Annotated in this window: 23 protein-coding genes and 1 pseudogene; 10 read left to right on the forward strand and 14 right to left on the reverse strand. The window is 62.9% G+C overall.

Annotated elements, in window-relative coordinates:
• Nucleotides 1–124 precede the first annotated feature (124 nt).
• Complete coding sequence (locus NKH98_RS03545; RefSeq protein ID WP_352896696.1) at nucleotides 125–4,921, reverse strand: NAD-glutamate dehydrogenase; 4,797 nt, start codon at nucleotides 4,919–4,921, stop codon at nucleotides 125–127.
• A 131-nt stretch (nucleotides 4,922–5,052) separates the two neighbouring features.
• On the opposite strand from NKH98_RS03545, the gene NKH98_RS03550 reads away from it, so the two are divergent.
• Nucleotides 5,053–5,616: a peroxidase-related enzyme gene (locus tag NKH98_RS03550; RefSeq protein ID WP_352803481.1), complete on the forward strand. Its 564-nt coding sequence runs from the start codon at nucleotides 5,053–5,055 to the stop codon at nucleotides 5,614–5,616.
• Between the two features lie 137 nt (nucleotides 5,617–5,753).
• The gene (locus NKH98_RS03555) at nucleotides 5,754–6,077 is read left to right on the forward strand and encodes a YciI family protein (protein ID WP_352479555.1); all 324 of its coding nucleotides are present in this window, start codon (nucleotides 5,754–5,756) and stop codon (nucleotides 6,075–6,077) included.
• Between the two features lie 9 nt (nucleotides 6,078–6,086).
• On the opposite strand, the gene NKH98_RS03560 is transcribed toward NKH98_RS03555, so the two are convergent.
• The gene (locus tag NKH98_RS03560; RefSeq protein WP_352479554.1) at nucleotides 6,087–6,701 is read right to left on the reverse strand and encodes a LysE family translocator; all 615 of its coding nucleotides are present in this window, start codon (nucleotides 6,699–6,701) and stop codon (nucleotides 6,087–6,089) included.
• 394 nt (nucleotides 6,702–7,095) lie between these two features.
• Here NKH98_RS03560 and NKH98_RS03565 point away from each other — a divergent pair, with 394 nt between their 5' ends.
• A complete protein-coding gene (locus NKH98_RS03565; protein WP_352803479.1) occupies nucleotides 7,096–7,722 on the forward strand; it encodes a DUF1062 domain-containing protein in 627 nt (208 codons plus the stop codon).
• Nucleotides 7,723–7,994: 272 nt separating this feature from the next.
• On the opposite strand, the gene typA is transcribed toward NKH98_RS03565, so the two are convergent.
• Nucleotides 7,995–9,824, reverse strand: a complete 1,830-nt coding sequence (gene typA, locus NKH98_RS03570) for a translational GTPase TypA (RefSeq protein WP_254817743.1) — start codon at nucleotides 9,822–9,824, stop codon at nucleotides 7,995–7,997.
• A gap of 198 nt (nucleotides 9,825–10,022) precedes the next feature.
• On the opposite strand from typA, the gene NKH98_RS03575 reads away from it, so the two are divergent.
• A complete protein-coding gene (locus NKH98_RS03575; protein WP_352803478.1) occupies nucleotides 10,023–10,304 on the forward strand; it encodes a hypothetical protein in 282 nt (93 codons plus the stop codon).
• Between the two features lie 36 nt (nucleotides 10,305–10,340).
• Here the strand turns inward: NKH98_RS03575 and NKH98_RS03580 are convergent, their stop codons facing one another.
• Complete coding sequence (locus NKH98_RS03580) at nucleotides 10,341–11,915, reverse strand: alkaline phosphatase D family protein (RefSeq protein ID WP_352896700.1); 1,575 nt, start codon at nucleotides 11,913–11,915, stop codon at nucleotides 10,341–10,343.
• A 278-nt stretch (nucleotides 11,916–12,193) separates the two neighbouring features.
• Nucleotides 12,194–13,477, reverse strand: a complete 1,284-nt coding sequence (locus tag NKH98_RS03585; protein WP_254817746.1) for an MFS transporter — start codon at nucleotides 13,475–13,477, stop codon at nucleotides 12,194–12,196.
• 82 nt (nucleotides 13,478–13,559) lie between these two features.
• Between NKH98_RS03585 and NKH98_RS03590 the strand changes: the two genes are divergently transcribed.
• Nucleotides 13,560–14,165: a TetR/AcrR family transcriptional regulator gene (locus tag NKH98_RS03590; protein WP_352479549.1), complete on the forward strand. Its 606-nt coding sequence runs from the start codon at nucleotides 13,560–13,562 to the stop codon at nucleotides 14,163–14,165.
• 97 nt (nucleotides 14,166–14,262) lie between these two features.
• Nucleotides 14,263–14,853 (forward strand): hypothetical protein, encoded by a 591-nt coding sequence (locus NKH98_RS03595; RefSeq protein ID WP_254817748.1) that lies wholly within the window; start codon nucleotides 14,263–14,265, stop codon nucleotides 14,851–14,853.
• Between the two features lie 17 nt (nucleotides 14,854–14,870).
• Here the strand turns inward: NKH98_RS03595 and ppa are convergent, their stop codons facing one another.
• From ppa to NKH98_RS03625, 6 genes are all read right to left on the reverse strand, one after another.
• A complete protein-coding gene (ppa, locus tag NKH98_RS03600) occupies nucleotides 14,871–15,401 on the reverse strand; it encodes an inorganic diphosphatase (protein WP_023721304.1) in 531 nt (176 codons plus the stop codon).
• Between the two features lie 116 nt (nucleotides 15,402–15,517).
• Nucleotides 15,518–16,024 (reverse strand): GNAT family N-acetyltransferase, encoded by a 507-nt coding sequence (locus tag NKH98_RS03605; RefSeq protein WP_254817749.1) that lies wholly within the window; start codon nucleotides 16,022–16,024, stop codon nucleotides 15,518–15,520.
• Nucleotides 16,025–16,141: 117 nt separating this feature from the next.
• Nucleotides 16,142–16,780, reverse strand: a complete 639-nt coding sequence (locus tag NKH98_RS03610) for a TPM domain-containing protein (RefSeq protein ID WP_352803469.1) — start codon at nucleotides 16,778–16,780, stop codon at nucleotides 16,142–16,144.
• A 10-nt stretch (nucleotides 16,781–16,790) separates the two neighbouring features.
• Complete coding sequence (locus NKH98_RS03615; RefSeq protein WP_502894193.1) at nucleotides 16,791–17,615, reverse strand: TPM domain-containing protein; 825 nt, start codon at nucleotides 17,613–17,615, stop codon at nucleotides 16,791–16,793.
• Nucleotides 17,616–17,685: 70 nt separating this feature from the next.
• Nucleotides 17,686–18,495: a TPM domain-containing protein gene (locus tag NKH98_RS03620; RefSeq protein ID WP_352896702.1), complete on the reverse strand. Its 810-nt coding sequence runs from the start codon at nucleotides 18,493–18,495 to the stop codon at nucleotides 17,686–17,688.
• Nucleotides 18,496–18,580: 85 nt separating this feature from the next.
• A complete protein-coding gene (locus NKH98_RS03625; RefSeq protein WP_352803463.1) occupies nucleotides 18,581–19,225 on the reverse strand; it encodes a LemA family protein in 645 nt (214 codons plus the stop codon).
• Between the two features lie 163 nt (nucleotides 19,226–19,388).
• Here NKH98_RS03625 and NKH98_RS03630 point away from each other — a divergent pair, with 163 nt between their 5' ends.
• From NKH98_RS03630 to NKH98_RS03640, 3 genes and pseudogenes are all read left to right on the forward strand, one after another.
• Nucleotides 19,389–19,640, forward strand: a complete 252-nt coding sequence (locus tag NKH98_RS03630) for a hypothetical protein (protein ID WP_352801974.1) — start codon at nucleotides 19,389–19,391, stop codon at nucleotides 19,638–19,640.
• An 8-nt stretch (nucleotides 19,641–19,648) separates the two neighbouring features.
• A complete protein-coding gene (gene pdxY / locus NKH98_RS03635; protein ID WP_352803460.1) occupies nucleotides 19,649–20,533 on the forward strand; it encodes a pyridoxal kinase PdxY in 885 nt (294 codons plus the stop codon).
• 17 nt (nucleotides 20,534–20,550) lie between these two features.
• A pseudogene (locus NKH98_RS03640) lies at nucleotides 20,551–21,334 on the forward strand (DUF429 domain-containing protein).
• Between the two features lie 11 nt (nucleotides 21,335–21,345).
• Here NKH98_RS03640 and NKH98_RS03645 read toward each other — a convergent pair.
• The gene (locus tag NKH98_RS03645) at nucleotides 21,346–22,548 is read right to left on the reverse strand and encodes an aromatic ring-hydroxylating oxygenase subunit alpha (RefSeq protein ID WP_352803456.1); all 1,203 of its coding nucleotides are present in this window, start codon (nucleotides 22,546–22,548) and stop codon (nucleotides 21,346–21,348) included.
• A 413-nt stretch (nucleotides 22,549–22,961) separates the two neighbouring features.
• Between NKH98_RS03645 and NKH98_RS03650 the strand changes: the two genes are divergently transcribed.
• Nucleotides 22,962–23,366, forward strand: a complete 405-nt coding sequence (locus NKH98_RS03650; RefSeq protein ID WP_352896705.1) for a hypothetical protein — start codon at nucleotides 22,962–22,964, stop codon at nucleotides 23,364–23,366.
• Nucleotides 23,367–23,456: 90 nt separating this feature from the next.
• On the opposite strand, the gene NKH98_RS03655 is transcribed toward NKH98_RS03650, so the two are convergent.
• Both NKH98_RS03655 and NKH98_RS03660 read right to left on the reverse strand, forming a co-directional pair.
• Nucleotides 23,457–25,544: a PAS domain S-box protein gene (locus NKH98_RS03655; RefSeq protein WP_352896706.1), complete on the reverse strand. Its 2,088-nt coding sequence runs from the start codon at nucleotides 25,542–25,544 to the stop codon at nucleotides 23,457–23,459.
• 44 nt (nucleotides 25,545–25,588) lie between these two features.
• Complete coding sequence (locus tag NKH98_RS03660) at nucleotides 25,589–26,368, reverse strand: response regulator (protein ID WP_254817757.1); 780 nt, start codon at nucleotides 26,366–26,368, stop codon at nucleotides 25,589–25,591.
• Nucleotides 26,369–26,409 lie beyond the last annotated feature (41 nt).

The following is a 26,409-nucleotide window of genomic DNA, read 5'->3' on the forward strand; positions in this document are numbered from 1 at the left end:
GCACGATCTTGTCCAAAAGCCGATCGTTAGGTTCGGCATCATGCTCCGGCGCTCCCCAAAGCAGCGCGCCGTTCGCTCTATTGCGCAGTTCTTCCCGGCAATCCCGCGCGATATGGAAGACGTCTCACAGCCCCGTCAGATCGCTCATCAGGCCGGACGCCACCGACAGCCGCGACACGGTGATGTCGCCGCCCTCGGTCAGCGCCTGCAGCCGCTCGCGGATGCGTCCGACCCGTTCGCCGCCGGCCTCCAGCCATGCCGCCACCGGATCCGCCGCCTCGGCATGGCTGGTGAGTGCCGCCACGGCGATGCCGCGCCTGGCCGCGCCGATCGTGTCGGTGGCACGGGAAAGCGCCAGTTGATCGTAATAATCCGAGGGCGTGATCGAGCGCGCCGCATCTTCGACGCGCGGGATGCGAAAGACATCGCTGACCGCGAAAAATGCCTTGGCGGCAGCGACGATGCCGGCATTCGCCGTCCGCGCCGTCAGGGCAATGTCGGGGATGAGTTCCGCCACATCGGTCAACGCCAGTTGTTCGGCAAGGCTCCCCGGCGCGCCGCCCTTCGACAGATTGTGCCGCCGCTCCTCGATCCGCTCGCGCGAGAAGGCCGGCAGCAGCGAAACCAGCTTCGGCTCCAGCGCCTTGCGCGCCTCCTGCAACTCGGCGATCCGCTGCCCGAGCGGCGCGGTGCCGGCATCGTTCTTCAGGTACCAGCCGCTCGTCACATAGATCAGCCGGCTGACCGCCTGATAAAGGTCGAGCTGGATCTGCCCGTCGATCTGGTTGTCGAGCGCGTCGATCTGCCGGTAGAGCGCCGGCAGCGCAAAGCCGTCCCGCACCACGGCGAAGGTGCGCACGACATCAGCGGCACTGCGGCCGGTTGTTTCCTGCAGCCTGTTGACGAAGGACGGACCGCCGCGATTGACCAGATCATTGGCGACGACACGGGCGATGATCTCGCGGCGCAGTCGATGGCCGTGGATTTCTCCCGCATATCTCTTCGCCATGCGCTCGGGGAAATAGCCCATGAGATCACGGTCGAAATGCGGATCGTCGGGCACGTCGCTGGCGACGATATCGGAAAACAGCACGATCTTGGCATAGGCAAGCAGCACGCCGAGCTCGGCCCGGGTCAGCGGCTCGCCGCGCGTCTCGCGCTCGACAAGGGCCGCCGGCGACGGCAGCGCCTCGACGGCACGGTCGAGCAGTCCGCGCGCCTCCAGCGCCGCCATGAAGCGGCTCTGATGGGCGATGTCGGCGAGGCCGCGCTTGCGGGCAAGCGACAGCGCCAGCGTCTGCTGGTAATTGTTGGACAGCACCAGGGCGCCGACCTCGTCGGTCATCTCGGCCAGCAATTTGTTGCGCGCCGGCCGGGTCAACGATCCCTTGCGCATCGCGGAAGCCAGCGCGATCTTGATGTTGACCTCGACGTCGGAACAGTTCACGCCGCCAGAATTGTCGATCGCATCCGAGTTGCAGCGTCCGCCATTCAATCCGAATTCGATGCGCGCCCGCTGCGTGACGCCGAGATTGGCACCCTCACCGATCACCTTGGCGCGCAGGTCGAGCGCGGTGATGCGGATCGCGTCATTGGCACGGTCGCCGACGTCCTGGTTGGTCTCGCCCGATGCCCTGACATAGGTGCCGATGCCGCCGAACCACAAAAGATCTGCCGGCGCCTTGAGGATGGCACTCATGATCTCGACCGGCGTGGCCGTTGTCTTGCCGAGGCCGATCGCTGCAGCCGCGGCGGCCGGCAAGGTGATCGACTTCTGGCTGCGCGAGACGATGATGCCACCTTCGGACAGCTTCGTCTTGTCGTAATCCTGCCAGCTTGAGCGGGCGAGAGCGAACATACGCCGGCGCTCGGCCATCGAAGCCGCCATGTCGGGATCGGGATCGATGAAGATGTCGCGATGATCGAAGGCGGCGATCAGCCGGGTCTGCTCCGACAGCAGCATGCCGTTGCCGAACACGTCGCCCGACATGTCGCCAACGCCGACGACGGTGAACGGAGTGGTTTGGATGTCGCGGTTCATCTCGCGAAAATGCCGCTTGACCGCTTCCCAGGCGCCCTTGGCGGTGATGCCCATCTTCTTGTGGTCGTAACCGGCCGAACCGCCGCTGGCGAAAGCGTCGTCGAGCCAGAAGCCGTGCTTTTCACTGATGGCGTTGGCGATGTCCGAGAAGGTCGCCGTGCCCTTGTCGGCGGCAACGACGAAATAGGGATCGTCCTGGTCGCGCCGCACCACGCCCGCCGGCGGGATGACGCCGTCCAGGCCGATATTGTCGGTGATCGACAACAGGCTGGAAACGTAATTCTTGTAGGCGGCTGTGCCGGCCTCGAAAATGGCGTCGCGCCCGGCGCTCATCGGCAGCTTTTTCGGGTAGAAACCGCCCTTGGCGCCAACCGGCACGATCACCGCATTCTTGACCTGCTGTGCCTTGACCAGGCCGAGTACTTCGGTGCGATAGTCCTGGGCACGGTCCGACCAGCGCAGGCCGCCGCGCGCGACCGGGCCGAAGCGCAGATGCACACCCTCGACCTCGGAGCCATAGACAAAGATCTCCCGCCATGGCCGCGGCGCCGGCAGCCCGTCCACCGATTGCGAATCGAGCTTGATCGCCAGCGATTGGCCTTTCTCTTTCGTATCGGCAACGAAATGGTTGGTGCGCAGCGAGGCCTCGATCAGGTTCAGATAACGGCGGATGATGGTGTCGTCATCGATGTTGGGAACGTCTTCCAGCGCATCCGTGATCTTGGCCTTCAAATGTTTGGCCTGGACGACACCTTCCGTTTCCGCCGTCGGGCCGAGGCGGGCGACGAACAGCGCATGCAGGCCGCGGGCGATCTCGGGATAGCGATTGAGCGCGGCGGCGATGAAATCCTGGCTCTGCGGGATACCGGCCTGCTGCAGATAGCGGCCATAGGCGCGCAGGACGGTGATCTCGCCCGACCACAGGCCGGCGGTCTGGGCAAGGCCGTTATAGCCGTCATTGTCGACATCGCCGCGCCAGACGGAAAGGAACGCATCCTCGAACAGCGCGCCGCCATTGCCGAGGTCGATCGGCCTGCCGTAGCTGTTCTCGAGTTCCATGTCGTGGATGAAGACCATGCCGGATTGATTGTCGCCGACCTCGAAAGTGCGCTCGCTGATGACGCGGAAACCGATGTTTTCCAACACCGGCACACGCCGCGACAGCGCCACCGGGCTGCCGTGGTGATAGATCTTCAGTGCCGCCTGATGCGGCTTCTGGACGGCGTGACGGTAATAGTCGATGGCGATCGGATTTGACGCATCGAGCTTGGCGATGCGCCCGGCGTCGGCCAGCGCCACGGCCGGCGGAAAACTGTCGCGATAGCTTTCCGAAAAACGCGAGGCGATGGCCGTGAGTCTCGCATCGGCGCCGGTCTCTGTCGCGGTCTCGCGCAGTGCATCGTCCCAGGTCCGTACGATGTCGCGGATCGCCGCCTCGATCGTCGCCTGCTCGACCTTCGGCGTCTTGCCGCCGGAGCGGCCGATGATGAAATGGACACGCGCCAGCCCGCCTTCCGGGAACGCCGGATAATAGGCCGACAGCCGGCCTTCGAAGACGGTCTTCAGATACGTGCCGATCTTCTCGCGCACGACGCTGTCGTAACGGTCGCGCGGCACGAAGACGAGCACGGAGACGAAGCGGTCGAACTGGTCGACACGCACCAATGCCCTGACGCGCGGCCGCTCGATCAAGCCCAGGATGGCTTCGGCATGCTTGCGCAGGATCGGCACCGGAACCTGGAACAGCTCGTCGCGCGGATAGCTCTCCAGCACGTTGATCAATGCCTTGCCGGAATGGTCGCTTGGATTGAAGCCGGATTTGGCGATGACGGTTTCCGCCTTCGAGCGCAGATAGGGGATTTTCATCACCGAGCGCGTATAGGCAGTCGACGTGAACAGGCCGACGATGCGGAGCTCGCCCGAAAGCACGCCTTTGCCGGTGTAGGTCTTGACGCCGATGTAGTCGAGGTAGATGCGGCGGTGCACCGATGACTTGGCGTTGGCCTTGGTGACAATCAGCGGTTCCGGCCCATGCAGGAAGGCGCGGATTTCCGGCGTCGTGCTTACCGCTTCGGTGCCGCGCCTGAGCACCAGCACGTCGGGATCGGAAAGGATGCCCAAGCCGGGCTTTTCGGCGCGCTCGAGCATGCCGCTCGTCTCGCCGCCGGTGTAGTTGAATTCGCGCATGCCGAGAAAGGTGAAATTGTCGTCGCGCAGCCATTCGAGGAAGGCGATCGCCTCGGTGACATGGGCCTTGTCGAGCGGCACTGGCGAGTAGCGGAATTCCGAGATCGCCTGGTCGAGGCGGGCGAGCATCGGCTTCCAGTCGGTGACGGCGGCGCGCACTTGGCCGAGCAGCTTGGTCAGGCGCGCGGCCAGACCTTCAGCCTGCTCGGCCGAAAGGCGGCCGATATGGACGTGGATGACGCTCAGCCGGTCATGGCTGTGGTCGCCCTTGGCATAACCCCCGTCGCCGAGGATTTCCTCGACGCCGTTTTTGCCGTGCCTGACGACTATGACCGGGTGGGTAACCAGCAGCGGCTCGCCCGCGCTCTCGGTGATTTCGCCGAGGACGGAATCAAACAGGAACGGCATGTTGTCGTTGACGACGGTGATCACCGTCATCGGCCGGCCCTGGCGGACGACACCGGAATCGACGTCTATGGCAACGACGCAGTCGTCCTTCTTGTGCCTGGCCACTGCGCGGCCAGCGAGTTCGGCAGCGCGTTCGAGATCGATGACGTCGTAGGCGGCGACATCTTCGGCCGGAGCTCGGGCCAGCAGGTAGTCGGCAAGCCTGCCGGGCTTTTCGCCACCCGCGGCTTCACCCCTCGTCAGGCCGGCTTTTTTCAACCGGCTCGCTGACTTTACACTGGCCATGAGTCCCTCCCGTCGCATGTTTTTGCGGCTATGCTAACAGATGACGGGTATTTGGCGACAAAGGTTTGACGGCTTGCGACGAAATGTCGGAATTCACCGGCAGCCTGGCGAAAAACGAGGAGAAATCCGCCATGACGGACAAAATCACCGCGCTTGACCTGGCACCGGCGGAGCTGAGCGACGCGACCAAGGCCTATTTCGCCAAATGCCGGGAGAAACTCGGCCTCGTTCCCAATGTGCTACTCGTCTATGCCTTCGACGAGAAGAAGCTGCGCGCTTTCACCGACATGTACAATGATTTGATGCTGGGTGAATCCGGCCTGTCGAAACTCGAGCGCGAGATGATCGCGGTCGCCGTCTCTTCGGTCAACCATTGCTACTATTGCCTGGCCGCGCATGGCGCGGCGGTGCGCCAGCTTTCCGGCGACCCCGCCTTCGGCGAGATGATGGTGATGAATTTTCGCGCCGCCAAGCTGTCGGACAGGCAACGCGCCATGCTCGAATTCGCGGTGAAGCTGACCGAGCAGCCGGCAAAGATCGTCGAAGCGGACCGGGCGGCGCTGCGGCAAGTCGGCTTTTCCGACCGCGACATATGGGATGTCGCCTCGACCGCGGCATTCTTCAACATGTCGAACCGGTTGGCATCGGCAATCGATATGCGGCCGAACGATGAATACCACGCGATGGCTCGATAGGGCGCCGCCGTTGCGGGCCAACCGCACATTATATTAGCTACTTCGCATTCTCGTTGCTTGTTTGCCGGTTTGGTCAGATGATCGGCATGCGGCATGACCGCATGCCGGTTCGATGCCGCCGATCAGAGGAGGAGAACATGGCGAAATTTCTCTACGTCTATCATGGCTCGGGCAAGATGCCGACCGAGGAGGCCGAACGGAAGGCAGCGATGGATGCCTGGAACGGCTGGTATGGCAAGCTTGGCTCAGCGGTGGTCGACGGTGGCAATCCAGTCGGCATGTCGAAGACCGTACTGCCTGGCGGCAAGGTCGAGAACAACGGCGGCAGCAATCCGACCGCTGGTTACACCATCATCGAAGCAAAAGACATCGACGATGCCGTCGGCAAGGCCAAGGATTGTCCTATCTTGACCGACCCAGCCTTTAGTATCGAGATCGCGCCGATCATCGAAATGGGTTGACGCGCCGGCTCAAGATCGCGCCGCGATCGCCGCCGCAGCGCCGGCCATGGTGCCGGCGCTGATGCGGTTGGCGATCTTCATCGCCCGCTTGCTTCTCAAGAGCTTGCGCGCCTGCGATGCGGCGAGCACCCAGGTCAAATCGATGGCGACCAGGACCACTGCCATGGTCGCCGTCAGCTCGACCCAGCCGACCATGCTGACCGAACCGAGGTCGATGATGGTCGGCAGCAGCGCCAGATAGAACATCATGATCTTGGGGTTGCCGAGCGTCACAGCCATGCCGGCAAAGAACAGCTTGGCAGGAGAATCTTCGCGCGGCAGCGAACCTTCCTTCGCCTCGACCGGTGCCGTCCACATCTTCCAGGCAAGCCAGCCGAGATAGCTGACGCCGACCCACTTCACGACGACAAATGCATAATGGAACGTCTGCGCCACCACAGCGAGGCCAAACACCGCCAGAGACAGCCAGATCGCTTCGCCGATCCACATCGCAAGCAGGAACGGAAACACGTCGCGGAAGCCCTTTGCGATGACCCGCGCCACAAGAGCGGCGATCGACGGGCCGGGCGAGCCGGCGGCAACAAGCAGGGCGCCGGCAAAAATCAGCAGCGACGTGAAATGCATGACGGGGTCTCGTTTGAAGTGTTTGGGGTGTTCAACATAACCCAACTGTTCCGGCGACGGTAGCGTCTACCGAAAGAAGGCTTGTCCGCCAGGCACCTCACGGCTAGAGATGTCGTTCCGAAATCCTTTCCGAGCTTCACTTTGCCTACGTAACCGCCGGTCTCGTCAACTCCCCCAACACAGAGCAGGGCGTCCCAGTCGCGGTGCCTGTTTCACATGATCTGTTCTTCAGGGTGGCGGTTCGAGACCGGTTTGGCACTGCTGAACCGCTGTCGCGCATAACCACCCGCGACACCTGATTTCCAACTGCCGCAGTCTCTCGCCACGCCGTGCCCGCAAGGGGTTCTCGATATCGCCGATCTGACGAACTTCCCGACGGGAAGGGCTTTTCGGCATGCCTTCGATACTGCGCATTCGCTGGGCGATCGCGCCCAAAACCGCACCTCGACCTCACCTCAACTGCAATCGCTGCGGCGGCATGAAAGCCTATCGCTGCAGCGGCAAATTCCGCGTCAATGCCAATGGCAAGCGCATTGACGCCTGGTTGATCTACCGCTGCATCGACTGCGACAATTCCTGGAATTTCTGCATTCTGGAGCGCTGCAGCCGCCGGGATATCGAACCGGCAATATTGCAGGCGCTCGAAAGCAACGATCCGGTCCTGGCGCGGCGCCATGCCTTCGATGTTGCCGCATTGCGAAGCAGTATCGGGCGCGTTGAGGAGTTCCCCGAAGCCGCCGTTCAAAAGGAGGTGCTCGGGGATAGACCGGAAAATACCAGCGCGCTCGAACTCCAGCTCTGGCTCGAAATGCCGACAGCGCTGCGGCTCGACCGGTTACTCGCCAGCGAACTCGGTGTCTCGCGATCGCGGCTTCAGGTTTGGGAAGAGAAACGATTGCTGGTGGTTGGTCCGGACGGAGCCAAAGCCTTGCGCAGGCCGGCGCGGACGGGAACGGCGATCCGCATCCACCTGTCTGGCGAACCAGACCGGGACGATATCATTTCGGCTGCCGGCGGATGAGGCGACGGGAAGGGCATCCGCAATCGGAGACAGTTGCGGCCAGGGGTCAATCGCCCTCTTTGGAGGCCGAGCCGATCAAACCCTTGGCCGCATCGGGATCGCTGTCGGCGACTTGCACATGAATCCAAGCCGAGCCTGCCCGTGTCGAGAAGATAATTCGCGAGAGCACAAATTCCATACGCGTCGAGCATCGACACGCAAACTTCGGCCTCGGGTCGATTGTCTATATGACAGCCGTGACCAGTTTACCGCTCACTGCGCGGTATTGCCCTTTATGCCGCGCCGACCACTTTCGCCGACTTCTCAAAACGCTTGCGCTCGTTCGGGTCGAGATAGAGCTTGCGCAGGCGGATGGTCTTCGGCGTCACTTCGACCAGCTCGTCGTCCTGGATCCAGGCCAGCGCGCGTTCCAGCGTCATGCGGATCGGCGGCGTCAGCTTCACCGCCTCGTCCTTGCCGGCGGCGCGGATGTTGGTCAGCTTCTTGCCCTTGAGCACGTTGACCTCAAGGTCGTTGTCCCTGGAATGGATGCCGATGATCATGCCCTGATAGACCTTGACGCCGGGATCGATGACCATCGGGCCGCGGTCCTCCAGGTTCCACATGGCATAGGCCACCGATTCACCCTGTTCGTTGGAGATCAGCACGCCGTTGGTGCGGCCCGGCAGCTCACCCTTATAAGGCTCATAGGCATGGAACAGCCGGTTCATCACGGCGGTGCCGCGCGTGTCGGTCAACAGTTCCGACTGGTAGCCGATCAGGCCGCGCGTCGGCGCGTGGAAGACGATGCGCTGGCGATTGCCGCCCGAAGGGCGCAACTCGACCATCTCGGCCTTGCGCTCCGACATCTTCTGCACGACGACGCCGGCATGCTCCTCGTCGACGTCGATGACGACTTCCTCGACCGGCTCCAGCAATTCGCCGTTATCGCCCTTCTGCATGACGACGCGCGGCCGCGACACGGCGATCTCAAAACCTTCGCGGCGCATCGTCTCGATCAGCACGGCCAGCTGCAATTCGCCGCGGCCGGAAACGAAGAACGAATCCTTGTCAGGTGATTCCTCGATCTTCAGCGCGACATTGCCTTCGGCCTCGCGCAGCAGGCGGTCGCGGATGACGCGGCTGGTCACCTTGTCGCCTTCGGTACCGGCCAGCGGCGAATCGTTGACGAGGAAAGACATCGTCACCGTCGGCGGATCGATCGGCTGCGCATGCAGCGGCTCGGTCACCGACAGGTCGCAGAAGGTGTCGGCGACAGTACCTTTCGACAGGCCGGCGATGGCGACGATGTCGCCCGCCTGCGCTTCCTCGATGGGCTGGCGCTCGAGCCCGCGGAAGGCGAGGATCTTCGAAATGCGGCCGGTTTCGACCTGGGTGCCGTCATGGTGCAGCACCTTGACCGCCTGGTTGGATTTCAGCGTGCCGGATTCGATACGGCCGGTGATGATGCGGCCGAGGAACGGATTGGCTTCCAGGATGGTGCCGATCATGCGGAACGGGCCGGGATGAACGGTCGGCGCCGGCACGTGCTTGATGACGAGGTCGAACAGCGGCGCCAGAGCCTGGTCCTTCGGGCCTTCGGGGTTTTCCGAGACCCAGCCGTCGCGGCCTGAACCGTAAAGGATAGGAAAGTCGAGCTGCTCGTCGGTGGCATCAAGTGCTGCAAAAAGGTCGAACACCTCGTTGACCACTTCGACATGGCGGGCATCCGGCCGGTCGATCTTGTTGATGACGACGATCGGCTTCAGTCCAACCTTGAGCGCCTTGCCCACGACGAATTTGGTCTGCGGCATCGGGCCCTCGGCGGCGTCGACCAGCACGATGGCCGAATCCACCATCGACAGGATGCGCTCGACCTCGCCGCCGAAATCGGCGTGGCCGGGCGTGTCGACGATGTTGATGCGGGTATCCTTCCAGTCGACCGAGGTCGCCTTGGCCAGGATGGTGATGCCGCGTTCCTTTTCAAGATCGTTTGAATCCATGGCGCGCTCGGCGACGCGCTGGTTGTCGCGGAACGAGCCGGACTGTTTCAGGAGCTGGTCGACGAGGGTGGTTTTTCCATGGTCGACGTGCGCGATGATCGCGATATTGCGGATTTTCATGTTTCGGTCTCGGGAGCGTTGCAGGCAGCAGGCCAAAAGGCGCTGCCTCTTTCGGTTGGGCGGCTCATACAGGGTTTTTCGCATTTGCGAAAGAGGAGGCGAGCCACCAAATAAAGTCACCAAATCTTAAATGTCTTGGTGTGAAGTGGAATTATTAACCAAGGCGGAACCTTTCGTGGTCCGGACAGTTCGAATTTCATGATCGAGACAGGCATCAAACTCCGGCCGATTTTGGCATGTACCGCGCTCGCCGTCCTCCTCGCGGCAAGCGCGGCGCAATCGGCCGCGCCGTCCAAGGAGACGCGGTCTGCTCTGCCGTCCGACAAGCGCTCGGCAGAGCAGCTTTTTGCCGATGCTCCGGACGGAGTCGACCCGGTGGTGACCGGACCGGTCAGCACCGCCTTCAAACAAAGGCAAAAAAACGCCGGATGCGACAGCGCCGTCTGGCCCAATATTCCCGTCGTCTGCTATCCCGATTGATGCACATCCACCTTCGGGGTGGTCCTAAAGGCAATCTCACGCCGACCGCACCGGATCGAGCGTGACCTTGTAGAGTTCGCTGTCGTCGCGATCCATCAGCCGCACCGTCAACTGCTCGGTGGCTCCATCGATGTCGACGAGCCCGAAGAACTGCAGGCCGGCCGACGGCGGCAGGTTCTGACCCTGTTCGGCGGTCGGTGCCTTGATGAACCTCAGCTCCGGGCCGAAAGTCATGTCGAAAGCATTCGGTCCGAACGTGCCGGCGTGGATCGGACCCGAAACGAATTCCCAGAACGGATTGAAGTCCTGGAACTGCGCCTTGTCCGGATTGTAATAATGCGCGGCTGTGTAATGCACGTCTGCGGTTAGCCAGACGGTATTGCTGATCCCCGCGTTCTTTATATAGCGAAGGAGGTCGGCAATTTCCAGCTCGCGCCCCTTGGCCGCGCCATTGTCGCCATTGCTGATTGCCTCGGCCCCGACCTTCATGGTGCCGTCGTTCCAGACGACGAGGCCGAGCGGCATGTCGGCGGCGATGATTTTCCAGGTTGCATTGGAATTCGCCAGCTCGCGCTTCAGCCATTTCGTCTGTTGTTCGCCGAGGATGCGTGATTGCGGCGTCATCGTCTCCTGCATATTCGGACCGTTGGGGCCGCGATAGGAACGCATGTCGAGGAAGAACACATCGAGCAGCGGCCCATAGGCGATTTTGCGGTAGACACGGCCGGGCTCAGACGGCTCGTAGCGGATCGTCGTCATTTCGTGAAAGGCGCGCGCCGCGCGTGCCGCCAGTACATGGATGGATTTTTCGGTGTAGCGGTCGTCGGCGCTCAGATCCTTCGAATCCGACCAGTTGTTCACCACCTCGTGGTCGTCCCACTGGTAGAACGTCGGGCAGATGGCGTTCAGCGCCAGCACGTTCCTGTCCATCAAATTGTATTTCCACTGACCCCGGTATTCATCCAGCGTCTCGGCAACCTTGCGTTTTTCGTCGATCAGCACGGTGTTCTTCCACTTGCCGCCGCCGGGCAGGTCGACCTCGTCCTTCATCGCGCCGTCGGCATAGATCGTATCGCCCGAATGCAGGAAGAAGTCCGGCGTGTGCTTGGCGATCGTGGCGTAGGTCTTCATGCCGGTGTCGTCGATGCCCCAGCCCTGGCCGGCGGTGTCGCCCGACCAAGCGAAACGAATGTCGCGCTTCGAGGCAGGTGCCGTGCGGAAGCGGCCGACGATCGGCTCGGAAACGGCGTTGATATCGGAAAGATCGGCCGCGACCATGCGGTAGAAGATGTCCTGGTCGGAGGCGAGATCGGTAAGCAGCCGCTTCACCGTATAGTCGCTGGCCGGCGAGCTATCGAGCGGCGCCAGGCGGACGGCATTGGCGAAGCTCTCCGTCGACGACACTTCGAACATGACGCGCGACGGCCGGTCCGTGCGCGCCCAGACCATGCCGCTGGTCGCGTCGACGTCGCCGGATTGGATCCCGTGGGTAAAGGCCGGGCGCTGATTGGCGCGCGAGTAATAGGGAAGCGCGAGGCCCGACGCGCCGACCAGGCCAACGGCGCTGGCCGACGTGACGAAAGCGCGCCGCGTCATCGAAATCTTGTTCATGGCTGTCTCCTGGATGGCGTTGAACGTCGCCGCCAAGCTCCAGCTTCAATGTTTCAGGCACATTTCGAAACGATGAAGGTTTGATAACAGTGAACAGGCGGGCGATCTCCCCCCTTGAGGGGGAAATGTCGCCGCAGGCGACAGAGGGCGTCGCCTCGCGTGGAGCGCCGGCTTCCTGCGTCTGCGATAAGAGGCCGAGCCCAGCCGAACCGACCCCCTCTGGCCGCTTCGAGGCCATCTCCCCCTCAACGGGGGAGATTAGCACTCAACTGTGCACCCTAAGCCGCCTGCGGTTCCGGCTCGAAGGCCGGGCGGCTGGTGTTGATCAGCAGCGAGATGCAGGCGGCGGCTATTGCCGTCATACCGGCGATCAGGAAGGCAAGCTCGTAATTGCCTTGCAGCTCGCGCATAGTGCCGCCGAAGAAGGCCGCTGTCGCGGCGCCAACCTGATGGCCGGCGACGATCCAGCCGAAGACGATCGGTCCGCTGCGGTCGCCGAACGCCTCGTTGGAAAGCCTCAGCGTCGGCGGCACCGTGGCGATCCAGTCCAGTCCGTAAAACACGGCGAAGATGATCAGGCTGGTTGCCGAAAAGCCGGAATAGGGCAGATAGATCAACGACAGGCCGCGGATGCCGTAATAGACGCCGAGCAGCTTGCGCGGGTCGAAACGGTCGGTGAGCCAGCCTGATAGCGTCGTGCCGATCAGGTCGAAAATGCCCATCATCGACAGCAGGCCGGCGGCTTGCACTTCGCCTATGCCCATGTCGCCGCAAAAGGCGATCAGGTGCGTGCCGACCAGCCCGTTGGTGGTGAAGCCGCAGACGAAGAAAGTGGCGAACAGATACCAGAACACGCGCGTGCCGGCGGCGCGGCGCAGCGTGCTCAGCGTATGCGAAAGGAAATTGCCTTGCGCGGCCGGCGGCGCCGGCGGCACGTCGTCGGCATCGGCGCCATAGCGGACCATGCCGATCGAGGCCGGGCGCTCCGGCACCAGCATATAGACCAGCGGCACCAGGCAGGCGGTGGCCACGGCAATGGCGATGGCGACCGGCTTCCAGCCGCCTGACTGGGCGAGCGAGGCGAGCAACGGCAGGAAGACCAGCAGCCCGGTGGCGCTGGACGCCGACATCAGTCCCATCACCAGGCCGCGATTGGTCTTGAACCAGCGGTTGACGATGGTTGCGCCGAGCACGGTGGCGACGGCGCCCGAGCTGACGCCGGAAAACACGCCCCAGGTGAGGAGCAGATGCCACGGCTTGGTCATCAACAGGCTGAGCGCGGTCGATCCCGACATCAAAAGCAGCGCGGCAAGCAAGGTGCGGCGCAGCCCAATCCGCTCCATCAGCGCCGCGGCAAACGGCCCGGTCAGGCCATAGAGGAAGATGCCAGTGGCAGCGGCCAGCGAGACGACGTCGCGCCGCCAGCCGAAACTGTTCTCCAGCGGCAGCATCATGACTGCCGGCGCCGAACGCAGGCCCGCTGCGATCAGCAGGCAAAGGAAGATGACGGCGACCACGACGAAAGCGTAGCGCTGGCCAAACGGGCGGGATTGAGCTATCATGTTACTGACCGGTACGTTGCAGGAGCGCGAAACATACGTACCGACCGGTAACATTGTCAACCAGCTAATCGGTACACCAGACATGAAAAGCATTGAACCAACGATCAAGGCGAATGACGCATCGCCGCCTCGCGCCGCCGAACGGATTCTCCAGGTGGCGCGCGACCTGTTTTACCGGCAAGGCATCAGGGCGATCGGGGTCGACGAGATCGTGCGGCGTGCCGGCGTCACCAAGCCCAGCCTTTACCGCAGCTTTCCGTCCAAGGATGAGCTGGCCGCATCCTATCTTCGGCACTATGACCTCGAATTTTGGGAGCGCTTCGACGAGGCGGTGAATGCCCATCCCGGCGATCCGCGCGCGCAGATCGTCGCCTTCCTGACGCGTGTCGGCAAGCGTACGCAGAAGCCCGACTATCGCGGCTGCGGCATGACCAATGCCGCGGTCGAATATCCGGAACATGGCCATCCGGCCCGCGTCGTGAGCGAGGCCAACAAGCAGGAATTGCGCCGGCGCCTGCGTGCCATGGCGGCAGAGATGGGCGCCGGCGACGCCGACACGCTGGGGGACGGGCTGCTGCTCCTGATCGAGGGCGCCTATATCAGCGGCCAGCTGTTCGGTGTCGGCGGGCCGGCGCAGTCGGTCGCCCGCAACGCCGACCTTCTGATCGAGGCAAGCTTGAAGAAATAGCGTACCGTTTACCAGATCACTGTGAGCAGCCTGAGTTCGTCTAGGCTGCTGCTAGATTTGACGGTACGCTGCGGCAGCCCGAACGGAGTTGTCCGCCATGCGCGCTCTTTTGATCCCGCTTGCCTTCGCCGGCTTCTGCAATGCCGCCCGGGCTGGCGACATATCCAGCGTCTATACCGATCTCGTCTGGGAGAAGGACTGCGTGACTTATGCCCAGGCGGAGGAAGGCGACGGCGACTGGGCCGACCTCGCCTGTTCGGGTTATGGCGGCTACCCGGTGATGGTTTCCTACGACGACGCGCGGGAATCGCTGTTCTACGGCTTTCCACCCGGCGATATGACCACGGTCTGGGAAAGCTTTTCCGGCCTCAACTCGGCTGGACCTAAAGTCGAGTGGCGGATCGAAACCAACGGCAAAACCACCATTCCGTTCGCCGCCATTCATCGTCGCTCGATCAGCGATACCGAGGGCGAGAACAAGTCGACGGAAGTGTTGATCGTCGCCAAGGTTGCCCAGCCTGACACCCACGAAGGCTGCACGATCGGCCTTGTGCTCGCCACCGGTAATCCCGCCGCCAACGATCAGGCGCGCAAGCTTGCCGACGAGAAGGCACCCACCTTCGCCTGCGGCAAGGACAAGCGCGTAGTGATCGGCGACGCGCCCGCTTTCGGCCGCGTCGACAACTGATTATTTGCGCCCGATAATTACTTGCGCTTGGCCCGCTCGATTGCCTCGACGATCATCTTCTTGGCATAGGCCGCATCGTACCAGCCTTCGATCTTGACCCATTTGCCGGGTTCGAGATCCTTGTAGTGCTCGAAGAAATGCTGCACTTGCTGGCGGGTAATGTCAGGCAATTGCGTGTATTCGTGGACGTCCTCGTAGCGTAAGGTCAGCTTGGGCGAAGGCACCGCGATGACCTTCTCGTCCTGGCCGGCATTGTCCTCCATCACCAGCACGCCGATCGGCCGCACATTGATAACGCAGCCTGGCACCAGCGCGCGCGTGTTGCAGACCAGCACGTCGATCGGGTCGCCGTCGCCCGATAACGTGTGTGGTACGAAACCGTAATTGCCGGGATAGCGCATCGAAGTGTGAAGGAAGCGGTCGACGAACAGCGTGCCGGCCTCCTTGTCCATCTCGTATTTGATCGGCTCGCCGCCGATCGGCACCTCGATAATGACGTTGACGTCCTCGGGCGGGTTCTTTCCGCTGGCAATCGCTTCGATCCGCATCGCTTTATCCCTCTCTCGATTGAAGATCGATAGCGGCCGATGGCGAATGGTGCAATGCGGCGAATGGTACTGGGGGGATCGTCCGAACCGAAACCGGCCGGATCATGCGCTGGCCGTCATTCCCAGACGAAAGCGACCTTCTTCAGCGCCTTCTGCTCGAAGATCTCGACGCCCTCGGCCACATCGCGTCCGCCGGCGCCGGCATAGAAGGCAAGTGCGTTCTGATTGTCTTCCAGCGCCCACACCACCATGCCTTTCAGGCCATGGTCGGCCAGCCGTGCCCGTGCGGCTGCGAACAGCCGGCTGCCGAGCCCGATGCCTTGATACTCCGGCCGCAAGTAAAGCTCGTAGATCTCGCCCTGCTGCCTGAGTTCACGTGCTCGGTTCTTGCCGATCGTCGCGTATCCGGCAATTTTGCCGCCGATTTCGACGACCAGGACGGTGGCGGCCCGGCGAATGGCATTTGCCCACCAATCGGCACCGCGGCGGTTGATCATCGATGTCAGTGTACGGTGCGGGATGATGCCCGAATAGGCGCCGCGCCAGGCCTCGAGATGCACGTCGGCAATGGCGGCTGCATCGCGTGGTTCGGCTTTCCTGATGTCGATGCTCAGCGTATTCATGATTGGTTAACCATAAACCCGCCGCGCCCGATTGCAAGAGTCCGGTCGGCCGCCGCGATGCTTTCACACAGCCGAACAGTGCGTCCTTGAGACGCTGGAAAACCGCTTTTAGCGAGATCAAATCTCGACCAGATGGTCGTCCAGTTCGTTGCTGTCGCCGCTCGAGACCGGAAAATGCTCGGCCAGTACCGCACCGACCGCTTCGATCGCCTTGACGAACCCGTCGGCAAGCCGATCGTCGCCGGCATGCGCCGTAAGGTCGCGGACGACACTGTCCCAGACATGCTGGCCGACACGAGAATCGATGCCGCTGTCGGCGACCACCTCGGCATAGCGCTCGGCGATCGAGACGAACACCAGCACGCCCGTGCGCGCCGTGGTGCGGTGGACGTTGCGGGCGAGGAACTGCTTCATCGCATTGGCGTGGGCGGCTTGGTAGCGCAGACGCCTCGGCACCAAATGGATGCGCAATGCGGGCAATGCCCACAACAGGATGAGCACACTGGCAAGCGCCAGCAGCTCGGCGATGACGAAATGCGGCAAGCGGATCGACAGCCACCAGGCTTCCAGCCCGTAACCGACGGCGAGGCTGACGACGAGCATGCCGAGCATCGCCATGAAAGCGGCCGGGAAAAAATAGCCGTCGCTGGCATGCGCCACGACGCAGTAGATCTCGCCGTCGGTCTTTGCTTCGGCAGCGCGGATCGCATCGGCGATGCGCTCATGATCCTCGGGGCTGATCGGTCGTGTTGCCATGATTGAGGTCTCACCAGCTTCCTGAAGAACCGCCGCCGCCGGACGAACCGCCGCCGCCTGAAAACCCGCCGCCGGAACTTCCGGACGACCAACCGCTGCCGGAACTTCCGGACGACCAGCCACTGCCGGACGAGGTCCCCGACGTCCAGCCAGCGCCACCGGAGGATGACGAAGCTGGCCCACGGCCGTAGCGGAACGTCATGCCCAGCCACTTGTACACGCCCGGCGACAGCTTCGTGCCGAAGATCGGCGGCAGGAATGCCATTGCCAGGCCGCCGAAGAACATCGTCGCCCACAGGACGATGAACAGAACGAAGATGGGATCGACAGGATTGTCATTCGCCGGATTGCGCTTGCCGCGCGCCTCCAGCTCTTCGGGATTGCCTTCCAGCACCATGATCATGTCGTCGACGGCCTTGCTGATGCCGCCAGAGAAATCGCCGGCACGGAAGGCCGGCACCATGTCGTTTTCGATGATCAGCTTGGTGTGCAGGTCGGTCAGCGTGCCTTCCAGCCCATAGCCGACCTCGATGCGCATCTTGCGGTCGTTCGGCGCCACCAGAAGCAGGACGCCGTTGTTCTCCTTCGCCTGGCCCAGTTTCCAGGCGCGGAACAGCCGGTTTGCGTAAGGCTCGATCTCCTCGCCGTCGAGGCTGGGCATGGTCGCAACCACGATCTGGTCAGAACCTTTGGTCTCGAAATCGGCAAGCTTCTGCGTCAGCGCGGCCTCGGTTGCGGCATCGATGATGCCGGCATTGTCGACGACCCGTCCGGTCAGCGCCGGCAATTCGGCGGCAATGGCCGCGAAGCCGACCAGCAGCACCGCCATGCCCATAAGCGCGGTGCCGATCGTTTTGACGAAACGGCCGAATTCCACCGGGCTGATGGCGTGTCTTGTCATCTCGTCACCAACTTCCCGACGAGCCGCCGCCACCGGACGAACCGCCGCCGCCGGAAAACCCGCCACCGCTTGAACCCGACGACCATCCCCCGCCGGAACCTCCCGACCAGCCGCCGGACGACCGCCGGTTTGGCTCGAAGGTCATGCCCAGCCAGCGATAGCGGCCGGGACCGATCTTCTGGCCGAAGATCGGCGGCAGGATGGAGGCTGCGAGGCCGCCGAAAAAGATGATTGCCCAGATGGCTATGAAGATCGTGAAGAACAGGTCGTCGCTGTTGAACGGCGCCTGCTGGTTGCGTTCGCCGCGGGCTTCCAGCTCTTCGGGATTGCCTTCCAGCACCATGATCATGTCATCGACGGCCTTGCTGATGCCGCCAGAGAAATCGCCGGCACGGAAGGCCGGCACCATGTCGTTTTCGATGATCAGCTTGGTGTGCAGGTCGGTCAGCGTGCCTTCCAGCCCATAGCCGACCTCGATGCGCATCTTGCGGTCGTTCGGCGCCACCAGAAGCAGGACGCCGTTGTTCTCCTTCGCCTGGCCCAGTTTCCAGGCGCGGAACAGCCGGTTGGCGTAAGGCTCGATCTCCTCGCCGTCGAGGCTGGGGATGGTCGCGACGACGATCTGGTCCGAACCTTTGGTCTCGAAATCGGCAAGCTTCTGCGTCAGCGCCGCCTCGGTTGCGGCATCGATGATGCCGGCATTGTCGACGACCCGTCCGGTCAGCGCCGGCAATTCGGCGGCGAGAACGATGAGAGGGAGCAGGAGAAAGGTTAGAACGAAGCCAAGAAAAATCAGGGCGGCGTTTCTTCCCACCCCCCGCTGTGGGGAGATGTCCGGCAGGACAGAGGGGGGCGCGAAGGAATACAAGGCCAACAGGCCCAGGCTCAACAGGCGCCGTTCACCCGCCTTGCGTGGTGTTGGTGCCGAAATCGACCTTCGGCGGCTGCATCTTGTCCTCCTCGATGGTGAAATTCGCAAACGGCTGGTTGCCGCGGAACCACAAGGTCGCCCAGATCACCGACGGGAAAGTCCTCAGCGTCAGATTGTACTCTCTCACTGCCTGGATATAGTCGCGGCGGGCGACCGTGATGCGGTTCTCGGTGCCTTCGAGTTGTGCTTGCAGCGCCAGAAAGTTCTGGTTGGCCTTGAGATCGGGATAGTTCTCCACCACTGCCAGCAGGCGCGACAGCGCGCTGGTCAGGCCGGCCTGGCTGTCCTGGAATTTCTTGAAGGCTTCCGGATTGTTCAGCGTTTCCGGCGTCACGGTCACCTGCGTCGCCTTGGCGCGCGCTTCGACCACGGCGTCGAGCGTGTCCTTCTCGTGCGCGGCGTAGCCCTTGACCGTGTTGACAAGATTGGGGATGAGATCGGCGCGACGCTGGTATTGATTCAACACCTCGCTCCATGCTGCCTTGGCGTTTTCCTCAGCCGTCGGGATGGTGTTGTAGCCGCAGCCGGCAAGCAGCGGCAGCATGACGGCCATGACCAGGAACGCAGCTATATTACGGAAGATTGGCGGTGAAGAAAGGCGCTGGACAAGCATGATAAGGTCCCCTCGATAGCATTGGCACGCGAAGCATTAGCACAATCCTTGCGCAAGAAAATGACTTCGGCCGAGAAGTGTTACTGGTTTTCTACCATTCGCCGTCGGGCCCTGTGACAGACGAGGCGAACGGGTTAAGCTCGGCATAAAACGGGACATCACCATGGCGAAACGCCACGACAGCGACGCGGAATCGCGCCGCATCATCGAACGGGTGGCGCGCGAGACCGACCCGGGCGGCACCTCGTTCCTTGCACGAACCACTAAAGGCGCGCGCGACCGCGTCACCGCGGCCGATGCCGACCGGTCGGATCCGATCGAATATTGGGGCACCCGCATCGGTCGGGCAGCGGGCTTGCTTATTGCCATCGGCCTGTTGATCTGGCTCGTGCTTTTCGTCACCAGGGGCAGTTAGGAAAATCAATGAGTGCCGAAAAAACCGACGCGCCGCGCGCGGTCATCGTCGTCTCCAGCCATGTCGCACGTGGCTCGGTCGGCAACCGTGCCGCCGTCTTTGCGCTGGAGACGCTCGGCTTTCCGGTTTGGGCGGTGCCGACCGTCATTTTGCCCTGGCATCCGGGCCATGGCCGGGCCACCCGCATCGTGCCGCCGCTGGACCAGTTCAAGGCGCTGATGACCGACCTCGAGCGCGCGCCGTGGCTGGGCGAGGTCGGCGCCGTGCTGTCCGGCTATCTCGGCGAGGCTGGCCAGGCCGATGCCGTTGCTTCGCTGGTCGGCGCGGTCAAGGCGAAGATACCGGAAGCCCTCTATATCTGCGACCCGGTGATGGGCGATTCGGGCGGCCTCTACGTACCTGAGCCGACCGCTATCGCCATGCGCGACCGGCTGATGCCGATCGCCGATATCGCCACGCCCAACCGCTATGAGCTGGAATGGATGGCCGGAGCGCCGCTGCCAGACCTGAAATCGGCAATGGCTGCGGCCCTGCAGGCCGGCCCACCGGCCATGCTGGTCACTTCGGCGCCGGCGATGATGGCCGGCGGCACCGGCAATTTGCTGCTCACAGGCAGGGAGGCGCTGCTTGCCGAACACCGGCTCATCGACAAGCCGCCGAATGGGCTCGGTGACCTGACGGCTGCCGTCTACCTGGCGCGGATCCTGTCCGGCCAGCCGGCCGCCAAGGCTCTGCAATCGACCACCGCGGCGGTCTACGAGATCCTGGCGCGCACCGCCAAGCGCGGCGGCGACGAATTGCAGCTCGAGACCGATGCCCAGAGCCTGTCGCACCCAATGGCGATGGTGCAGCTTCGCCATCTCCTGCATCCGGAACGGGACCGCCGGGCGTGACGCAGGCCGAAAACGCCGTGCCGCAGGACGATGCGCCCGAGGACGTTGTGCTTGTCGGCGTCGACGGTTGCAAGGCTGGCTGGATATCCGTCCGCCGCGATCCCGGTGCGGCACCGTCTACAGCCGTTTTCCCAAGCTTCGCGGCGTTGCTCGACCGACTGCCCGTCAATGCGATCGTGGCGGTCGACATGCCGATCGGCCTGCCCGATTTCTCGCAAAGAGGCGGTCGCGGCCCGGAGGCGCTGGTGCGGCCGCTGCTCGGGGCCCGGCAGTCCAGTGTCTTTGCCATCCCCTCCCGCGCCGCGCTCTACGCCGAGATCGAAGCTTTCACCACGCTCGATGCCTGGTACGCCGCACATCGCAAGGCAAGCGAGGTGGCCAGGACGACATCAGATCCGCCGCGCGGCGTCTCGATCCAGGCCTTCGGCATCTTCGCCAAGATCCGCGAGATCGATTCGCTGCTGATCGCGCGGCCCGAACTGCGCAGCCGCGTCTTCGAATCGCATCCGGAAGTTGCCTTGCTGCAAACTGAACGGCGACCGCGCTATGCGCCTGCCCAAGAAGATCAGGGGCAACATCAATCCGGCCGGCATGGCCGAACGCAAGGCGCTGCTTGCCCAGCATGGCTATAGCGAGGATTTTCTCGACCAGACGCCGCCGCGCGGCGCGGCCGCCGACGATTTCCTCGACGCCGCGGCAATGATGGTGGTTGCCGGACGCATCGTCAGAGGCGAGGCAATGCCGTTTCCGGATCCGCCGCTCGCCGATCGTTTAGGCATTCCGGTCGCCATTTGGGCCTGAGGACCAGGGCGTCAGGAGCGTGATCTGAGCGCCTCGTTGAGTGCCCACATATCCTTCTCCTCGGGCGCAGTCTCCAATCCGAGCACGGGAATTTGCTTACGCAAATGGTCGTGGTGGGTGCGCACGCCATATTCGAGATCGGAGAGGTAAAAACCTCCGAAGGCTTCGGACAGCATGGATTCGTTGGACCATATCGAAAGCTGCACGTCCTCGGCCAGCGTGTCGCGATCGATGCGGTAGGACAGGTAGCGAGCAGCCGCCTGTTGCCTGGTCTCGTCGCGATAGCGGTAGATGGCGCCGCGCAGCAGCGTCTCACCCGTCGACAGCGGGAATTCCTGATAGAACTGTACCGATTCCGGCATGATCGACAGCACGTTGTTCGGGAAGATGCCGTAGTAGATCCAGGCCTTGCGCAGGTGCTCCGGCAGGTGCTTCGCCTCGGGTGCGAGCTTGATATATTGCGCGACGCTCCAGCGCCGTCCGGCATGCGGATTGTAAGTGGCGAACGAGCGCGACACGCCGTTGACGAACGGCTCGTCGAAATAGGTCGCACCGTAAAGATCCTGCAGCGCCGGATGTGCCATGGCGACGTGGTAGCCTTCATTGTCGACGTCGCGCACCGACTTCCAGTTGACCGGCGTGTTTTGGGTCCAGATGCCCCGGGACGGCACCATCTCGACTACGCCATAATGAGCAATCTCGGCTTCGATCGGCTTCAACAGCTCGGCCACGGATGGCTGCGGCCCACCCTTGCGGAAGCGGATGAAGATGAAGCCCATCCAGATTTCGAGCTCGAGCGGCATCAAGCCGAATTCGGTCTGGTCGAGGTCGGGGAAGGAACGCGGGCGGGCAGCACCGCGCAGTGTGCCGTCGAGATTGTAGACCCAGCCATGGAAAGGGCAGACCAGCGCGTTCTTGCAAGTGCCCTGGCTGTCGGCGACAACGCGACTGCCGCGGTGGCGGCACATATTGTTGAAGGCGCGTACAACGCCATCCTTGCCGCGCACGATCAGCGCCCGCTCGCCGACCACATCCATCGTCAGATAGTCGCCGGCGTTCGGCACGTCGCAGACATGGCCGGCGATCTGCCAATGATTGCGGAAGACGTGCTCTTTCTCGAGTTCGAGCAAGGCGTCGGAATGATAGCTCCAGCCCGGCAGCCCCCGCCGATCCCAATCGTTGGGAATTGCCACGTCACGCAGATGGGGGTTCATAAAGGCTCTTTATTTATTGAATGCTCGTTCAATAAAAGCATATTTCCCGTTGAAATGCAATGGCTTGCGAAAATGGGGCGAATTTTTGACGGGAAATCGAGCGGGATTTGAGAGCCGAGTCCGAACGATTGAAGCCAGGAAAATCCCGGGAATTCCGGACGTTAATCCCCTTACACTTGTTGAACCCCGACGCTCCGTGGGCCTGGAAAGGCGACGTGGATCTGGTGCCGTGGGTAGCTGAAAACGAGAATGCCACCGGTGCTGCCAGCTACGCCTGATCGGTTCGCCCAGGAATGGCCGCGGGCTTGGTTTCATGCCGGTTACACAATCGTTAATCCATCATCGTTGGCCGGTTACAAGGTGCGATTAGGTTCGTTTCAACAGAGAAAAGAAGAAGACCGAAGGAGACGACGATGCGTACGAAAATCCAGGTCACCAATACCGACCTTCGCCAGCAGGGTCCCCAACGTAACGACCGGCGCCCGAAGCTGGCGCTGCGCCAGCGCGCCAGTGATCATCCAATGGCGATGTTCATGCTGCTGGCGTCCGCCGCATTTGCCGGCATGGCGTTGACGCCGACCGTCGGTCCGGCCTTCGCCTCACTGAACCCGCCGGCCAACCTCATCGATGGCGCGACGACCAGCACCAAGACGGCGCGCCTGCCGATTTCGGAGATCGATTTCGCCTGCAAGGGGCAGGCCTGGGGCGCCGAGAGCCTGGACTGCCTGCGCGTCATCGCCGCCCAGTCGGGCAAGGCACGGCCGGTCCGCATGATCGCCAACGCCGCCCCGCTGGCCGATATGCCGAACGTTTTTTGATTTTTTGCGAGCGCCCTCCAGCACTCCAGTCAGGCTCCCGCCGCAATGTCGGCCGGGAGCTCTTTTTTCTTCCGGGAGAGATGGCGGAGTCTAGCCGCCCAGAGCAGCCTGCTCGGCAATGGCCGAGAGCACGCCGCGCACATCCAGCGTGCTGAACGGTTTTTCGAGGATTGGCGGCCGCTGCGGCGCCGGCAGCGCCTCGATCTCGCCTTTCGCGCCGATCAGATCGCCGGTGACAAGCACGAAGCGCCGCGCCAGACCCGGCAATTCGGCGAGTAGCTCGCGATAGGCGGCTATGCCGCTGGTGCCGGGCATGCGCAAATCGGAAAACACGATGTCCGGCGGGACATGGCCACTCAGCGTAGCGGCGGCCGAGACCCAGGCCGGCACGATCCGCGACTTGATGCCCATCAACTCCAGAATGTCGGACAGGGACGCGGCGACATCCGGCTCATCGTCTATGATCAGCGCGTGACGCAAGCCGCTCGACCGCGACGGAGCTTCGCCGGCGGCGGCCGCGCCGGCCGCGATCGCCGGCAGCTGCACGACAAAACGCACACCTCTCGGCGAAACCTCCTCGAACCAGATATTGCCATTGTGCCGCTCGATGATCGATTTCGAGATCGACAGACCGATGCCGGTACCGACACCGACCGGCTTGGTGGTGAAATAGGATTCGAATATGCGTGAACGTATCGCTTCCGGCACGCCTGGTCCGTTATCCTCGACCGAGAATCCGGGATTGCCGCGGTCGCTGCGAAACGTCCGGACCTTGATCCGGCGGTCGCCGGCAACGCCGGCCAAGGCATGCTGGCTGTTGATGAGGAAGTTGGCGGCCACCTGCGTCACGTGGTCGGCATCTGCCATGGCCAGCAGCGGGCCGCTGGCGAAATCGGTGTCGATGATGATGCCGCTCGACCGTGCGCCATAGGCGGTCACTTCGAGTGCGGCGCGGATCACCTGGTTGAGGTCGGTTTCGGCCTGTGCGGCCGGGTGCAGGCGGACCATCGACAGGAAGCTCTTGACGATACGGCCGCAGCGCTCGGCAGCGGCGCGCACTTTTTCGGCGCGCACCTTGGTCTGCGGATCGGCGGCGAATTCGTGCAGCAGCGTCGACTGGGCGACAACCACGGCCAGCGGATTGTTGAGCTCGTGCGACACGCCGGCGAGCAGCGAGCCCATCGCCGCCATCTTCTCGTTCTGGTGCAGTTTTTCGCGCTGGCGATTGATTTCCTCCTCAGCCCGCAACTTGTCGCGCAGGTCACGGATGGAGCCGAAGATCAGCTGGCGATCGGCGACGCGCATCTCGGTTGCCGTCAGCTCGATCGGAAAAACCTCGCCGGCGGCATTCTGGGTGACCGTTTCAAGCCGTTGGCCGACCATCGGCGCGCCGCGGCCCGACATGTATTCGGCGCCCGACGCATAGCCCTTGCGATAATATTCCGGCACGACCGTATCGAGCAGGTCTTTGCCGAGGATGTCGCTGCGCCGATAGCCGAACATCTTCTCGGCGGCCGGATTGAATTCGATGATCGAGCCGGTCTCGTCGATGACGATGATGGCGTCGAGCGAGGCCTGCAGCATGGTGCGGCGAATGACGTCGCTGGCATGCGCGTCGGACGGCGACCGTTCGATGGCATCGCCGATGGCGAGTGCCACCATGTGCAGCGCCGCCTCTTCCTGGTCGGTCCATTCGCGTTCGTGGATGCAGTCGTTGATCGCCAGCGTGCCCCACAAATTACCGTGCGAAAAGACCGACACCGACAGGAACGACTTGATGTTCTGCTTTTCGAAATCCGTCCGCAGAAAGCCTTCGAGATCGCGTGTGTGCCCGGCGAAGATCTTGCCTTGACGCTCGTCCTCCGCCAGCCGTTCCAGCAATGGGTCCGAATCGACGACCGACTGCATGATAACGGTCGGTGACGCCAGCTCGCCGCCAAACCGGGGGGCGATCCAATAAGCGGCGACCGACTGGGCGAAGCCCTGGCCGGGCAGTTCGCGCAGGCGAAACAGGATGCCGCGGTGACAATCCATGGCTTCGCAAAGCGTTTGGAGGATACCCTCCATCTCGCGCTGCCAGTCACCGGCTTCGCGCAGCCGGCGAACCACATGCACGGCCACCATCGCCGCGCCCTGTCTGGCGCCCTGCACGTCCACGCGTGTTGTTTCAGCCGTCATGATCAGCCGTCATTTCCTGGCCGCGGCTTCCTCAAGCCGCCGCCTTAGTTATTTTCACCGACTGGCAGCGAGAAGATATAGCCTTCGCCGCGCACCGTGCGCAGGAATTTCGGATTGGCCGGATCCGCCTCGATCTTCTTTCTCAGCCGCATGATGCGGATGTCGACGGCGCGGGACGATTCCGGATCCTCGACGAAACCGATCGCCTCGGAGATCGCCGCCCGCGTCAACAGCCGGTTGGCGCGCGTCAGGAACACCTCCAGCACGTCGAACTCGCTCTTGGCCATGTCAATGACCGCGCCGTTGGCGCCGGTGACGAGCCTGCCGTCGAGATCGGCGTGAAAGGGTCCAAAGCTCACGGACCGGCGGCCGCCGGATGTTTCAGCCTTGGCCTTTTGTGGCTCGGTCGGCTCCGGAACGCGGCGCAGCACGCTGCGCACCCTGGCCAGCACTTCGCGCAATTCGTAAGGCTTGACGATGTAGTCGTCAGCGCCGAGCTCCAGTCCGACGATGCGGTCGAGCGCAGTACCGGCGGCCGTCGCATAGATGATGCCGATCGGCATTTTCGACCGCATCCAGCGCCCGAGCGACAGGCCGTCCTCGCCCGGCATGGCGATGTCGAGAATGGCAAGATGGAAGGACTGCACTTCCAAGAGGTCGCGCGCCGCCGCCGCACTTTCGGCCGTGGCCACATCATAGCCGCTGGCGCCGAGATACTCGGCGACCGCGTCCCTCAGGTCGGGCTCGTCCTCGACGATGACAATTCGTGCACGCACGATGCTTTCGCTCCCGCTTTCAGTGGAAAGTAGATTGGGTATAAACATGATGTCCAGCACTCTTCTTGGGTTGCCGTATGCGGGGTAGA

It is taken from the genome of Mesorhizobium sp. M0833 (assembly GCF_040319905.1).
Lineage (GTDB): Bacteria > Pseudomonadota > Alphaproteobacteria > Rhizobiales > Rhizobiaceae > Mesorhizobium.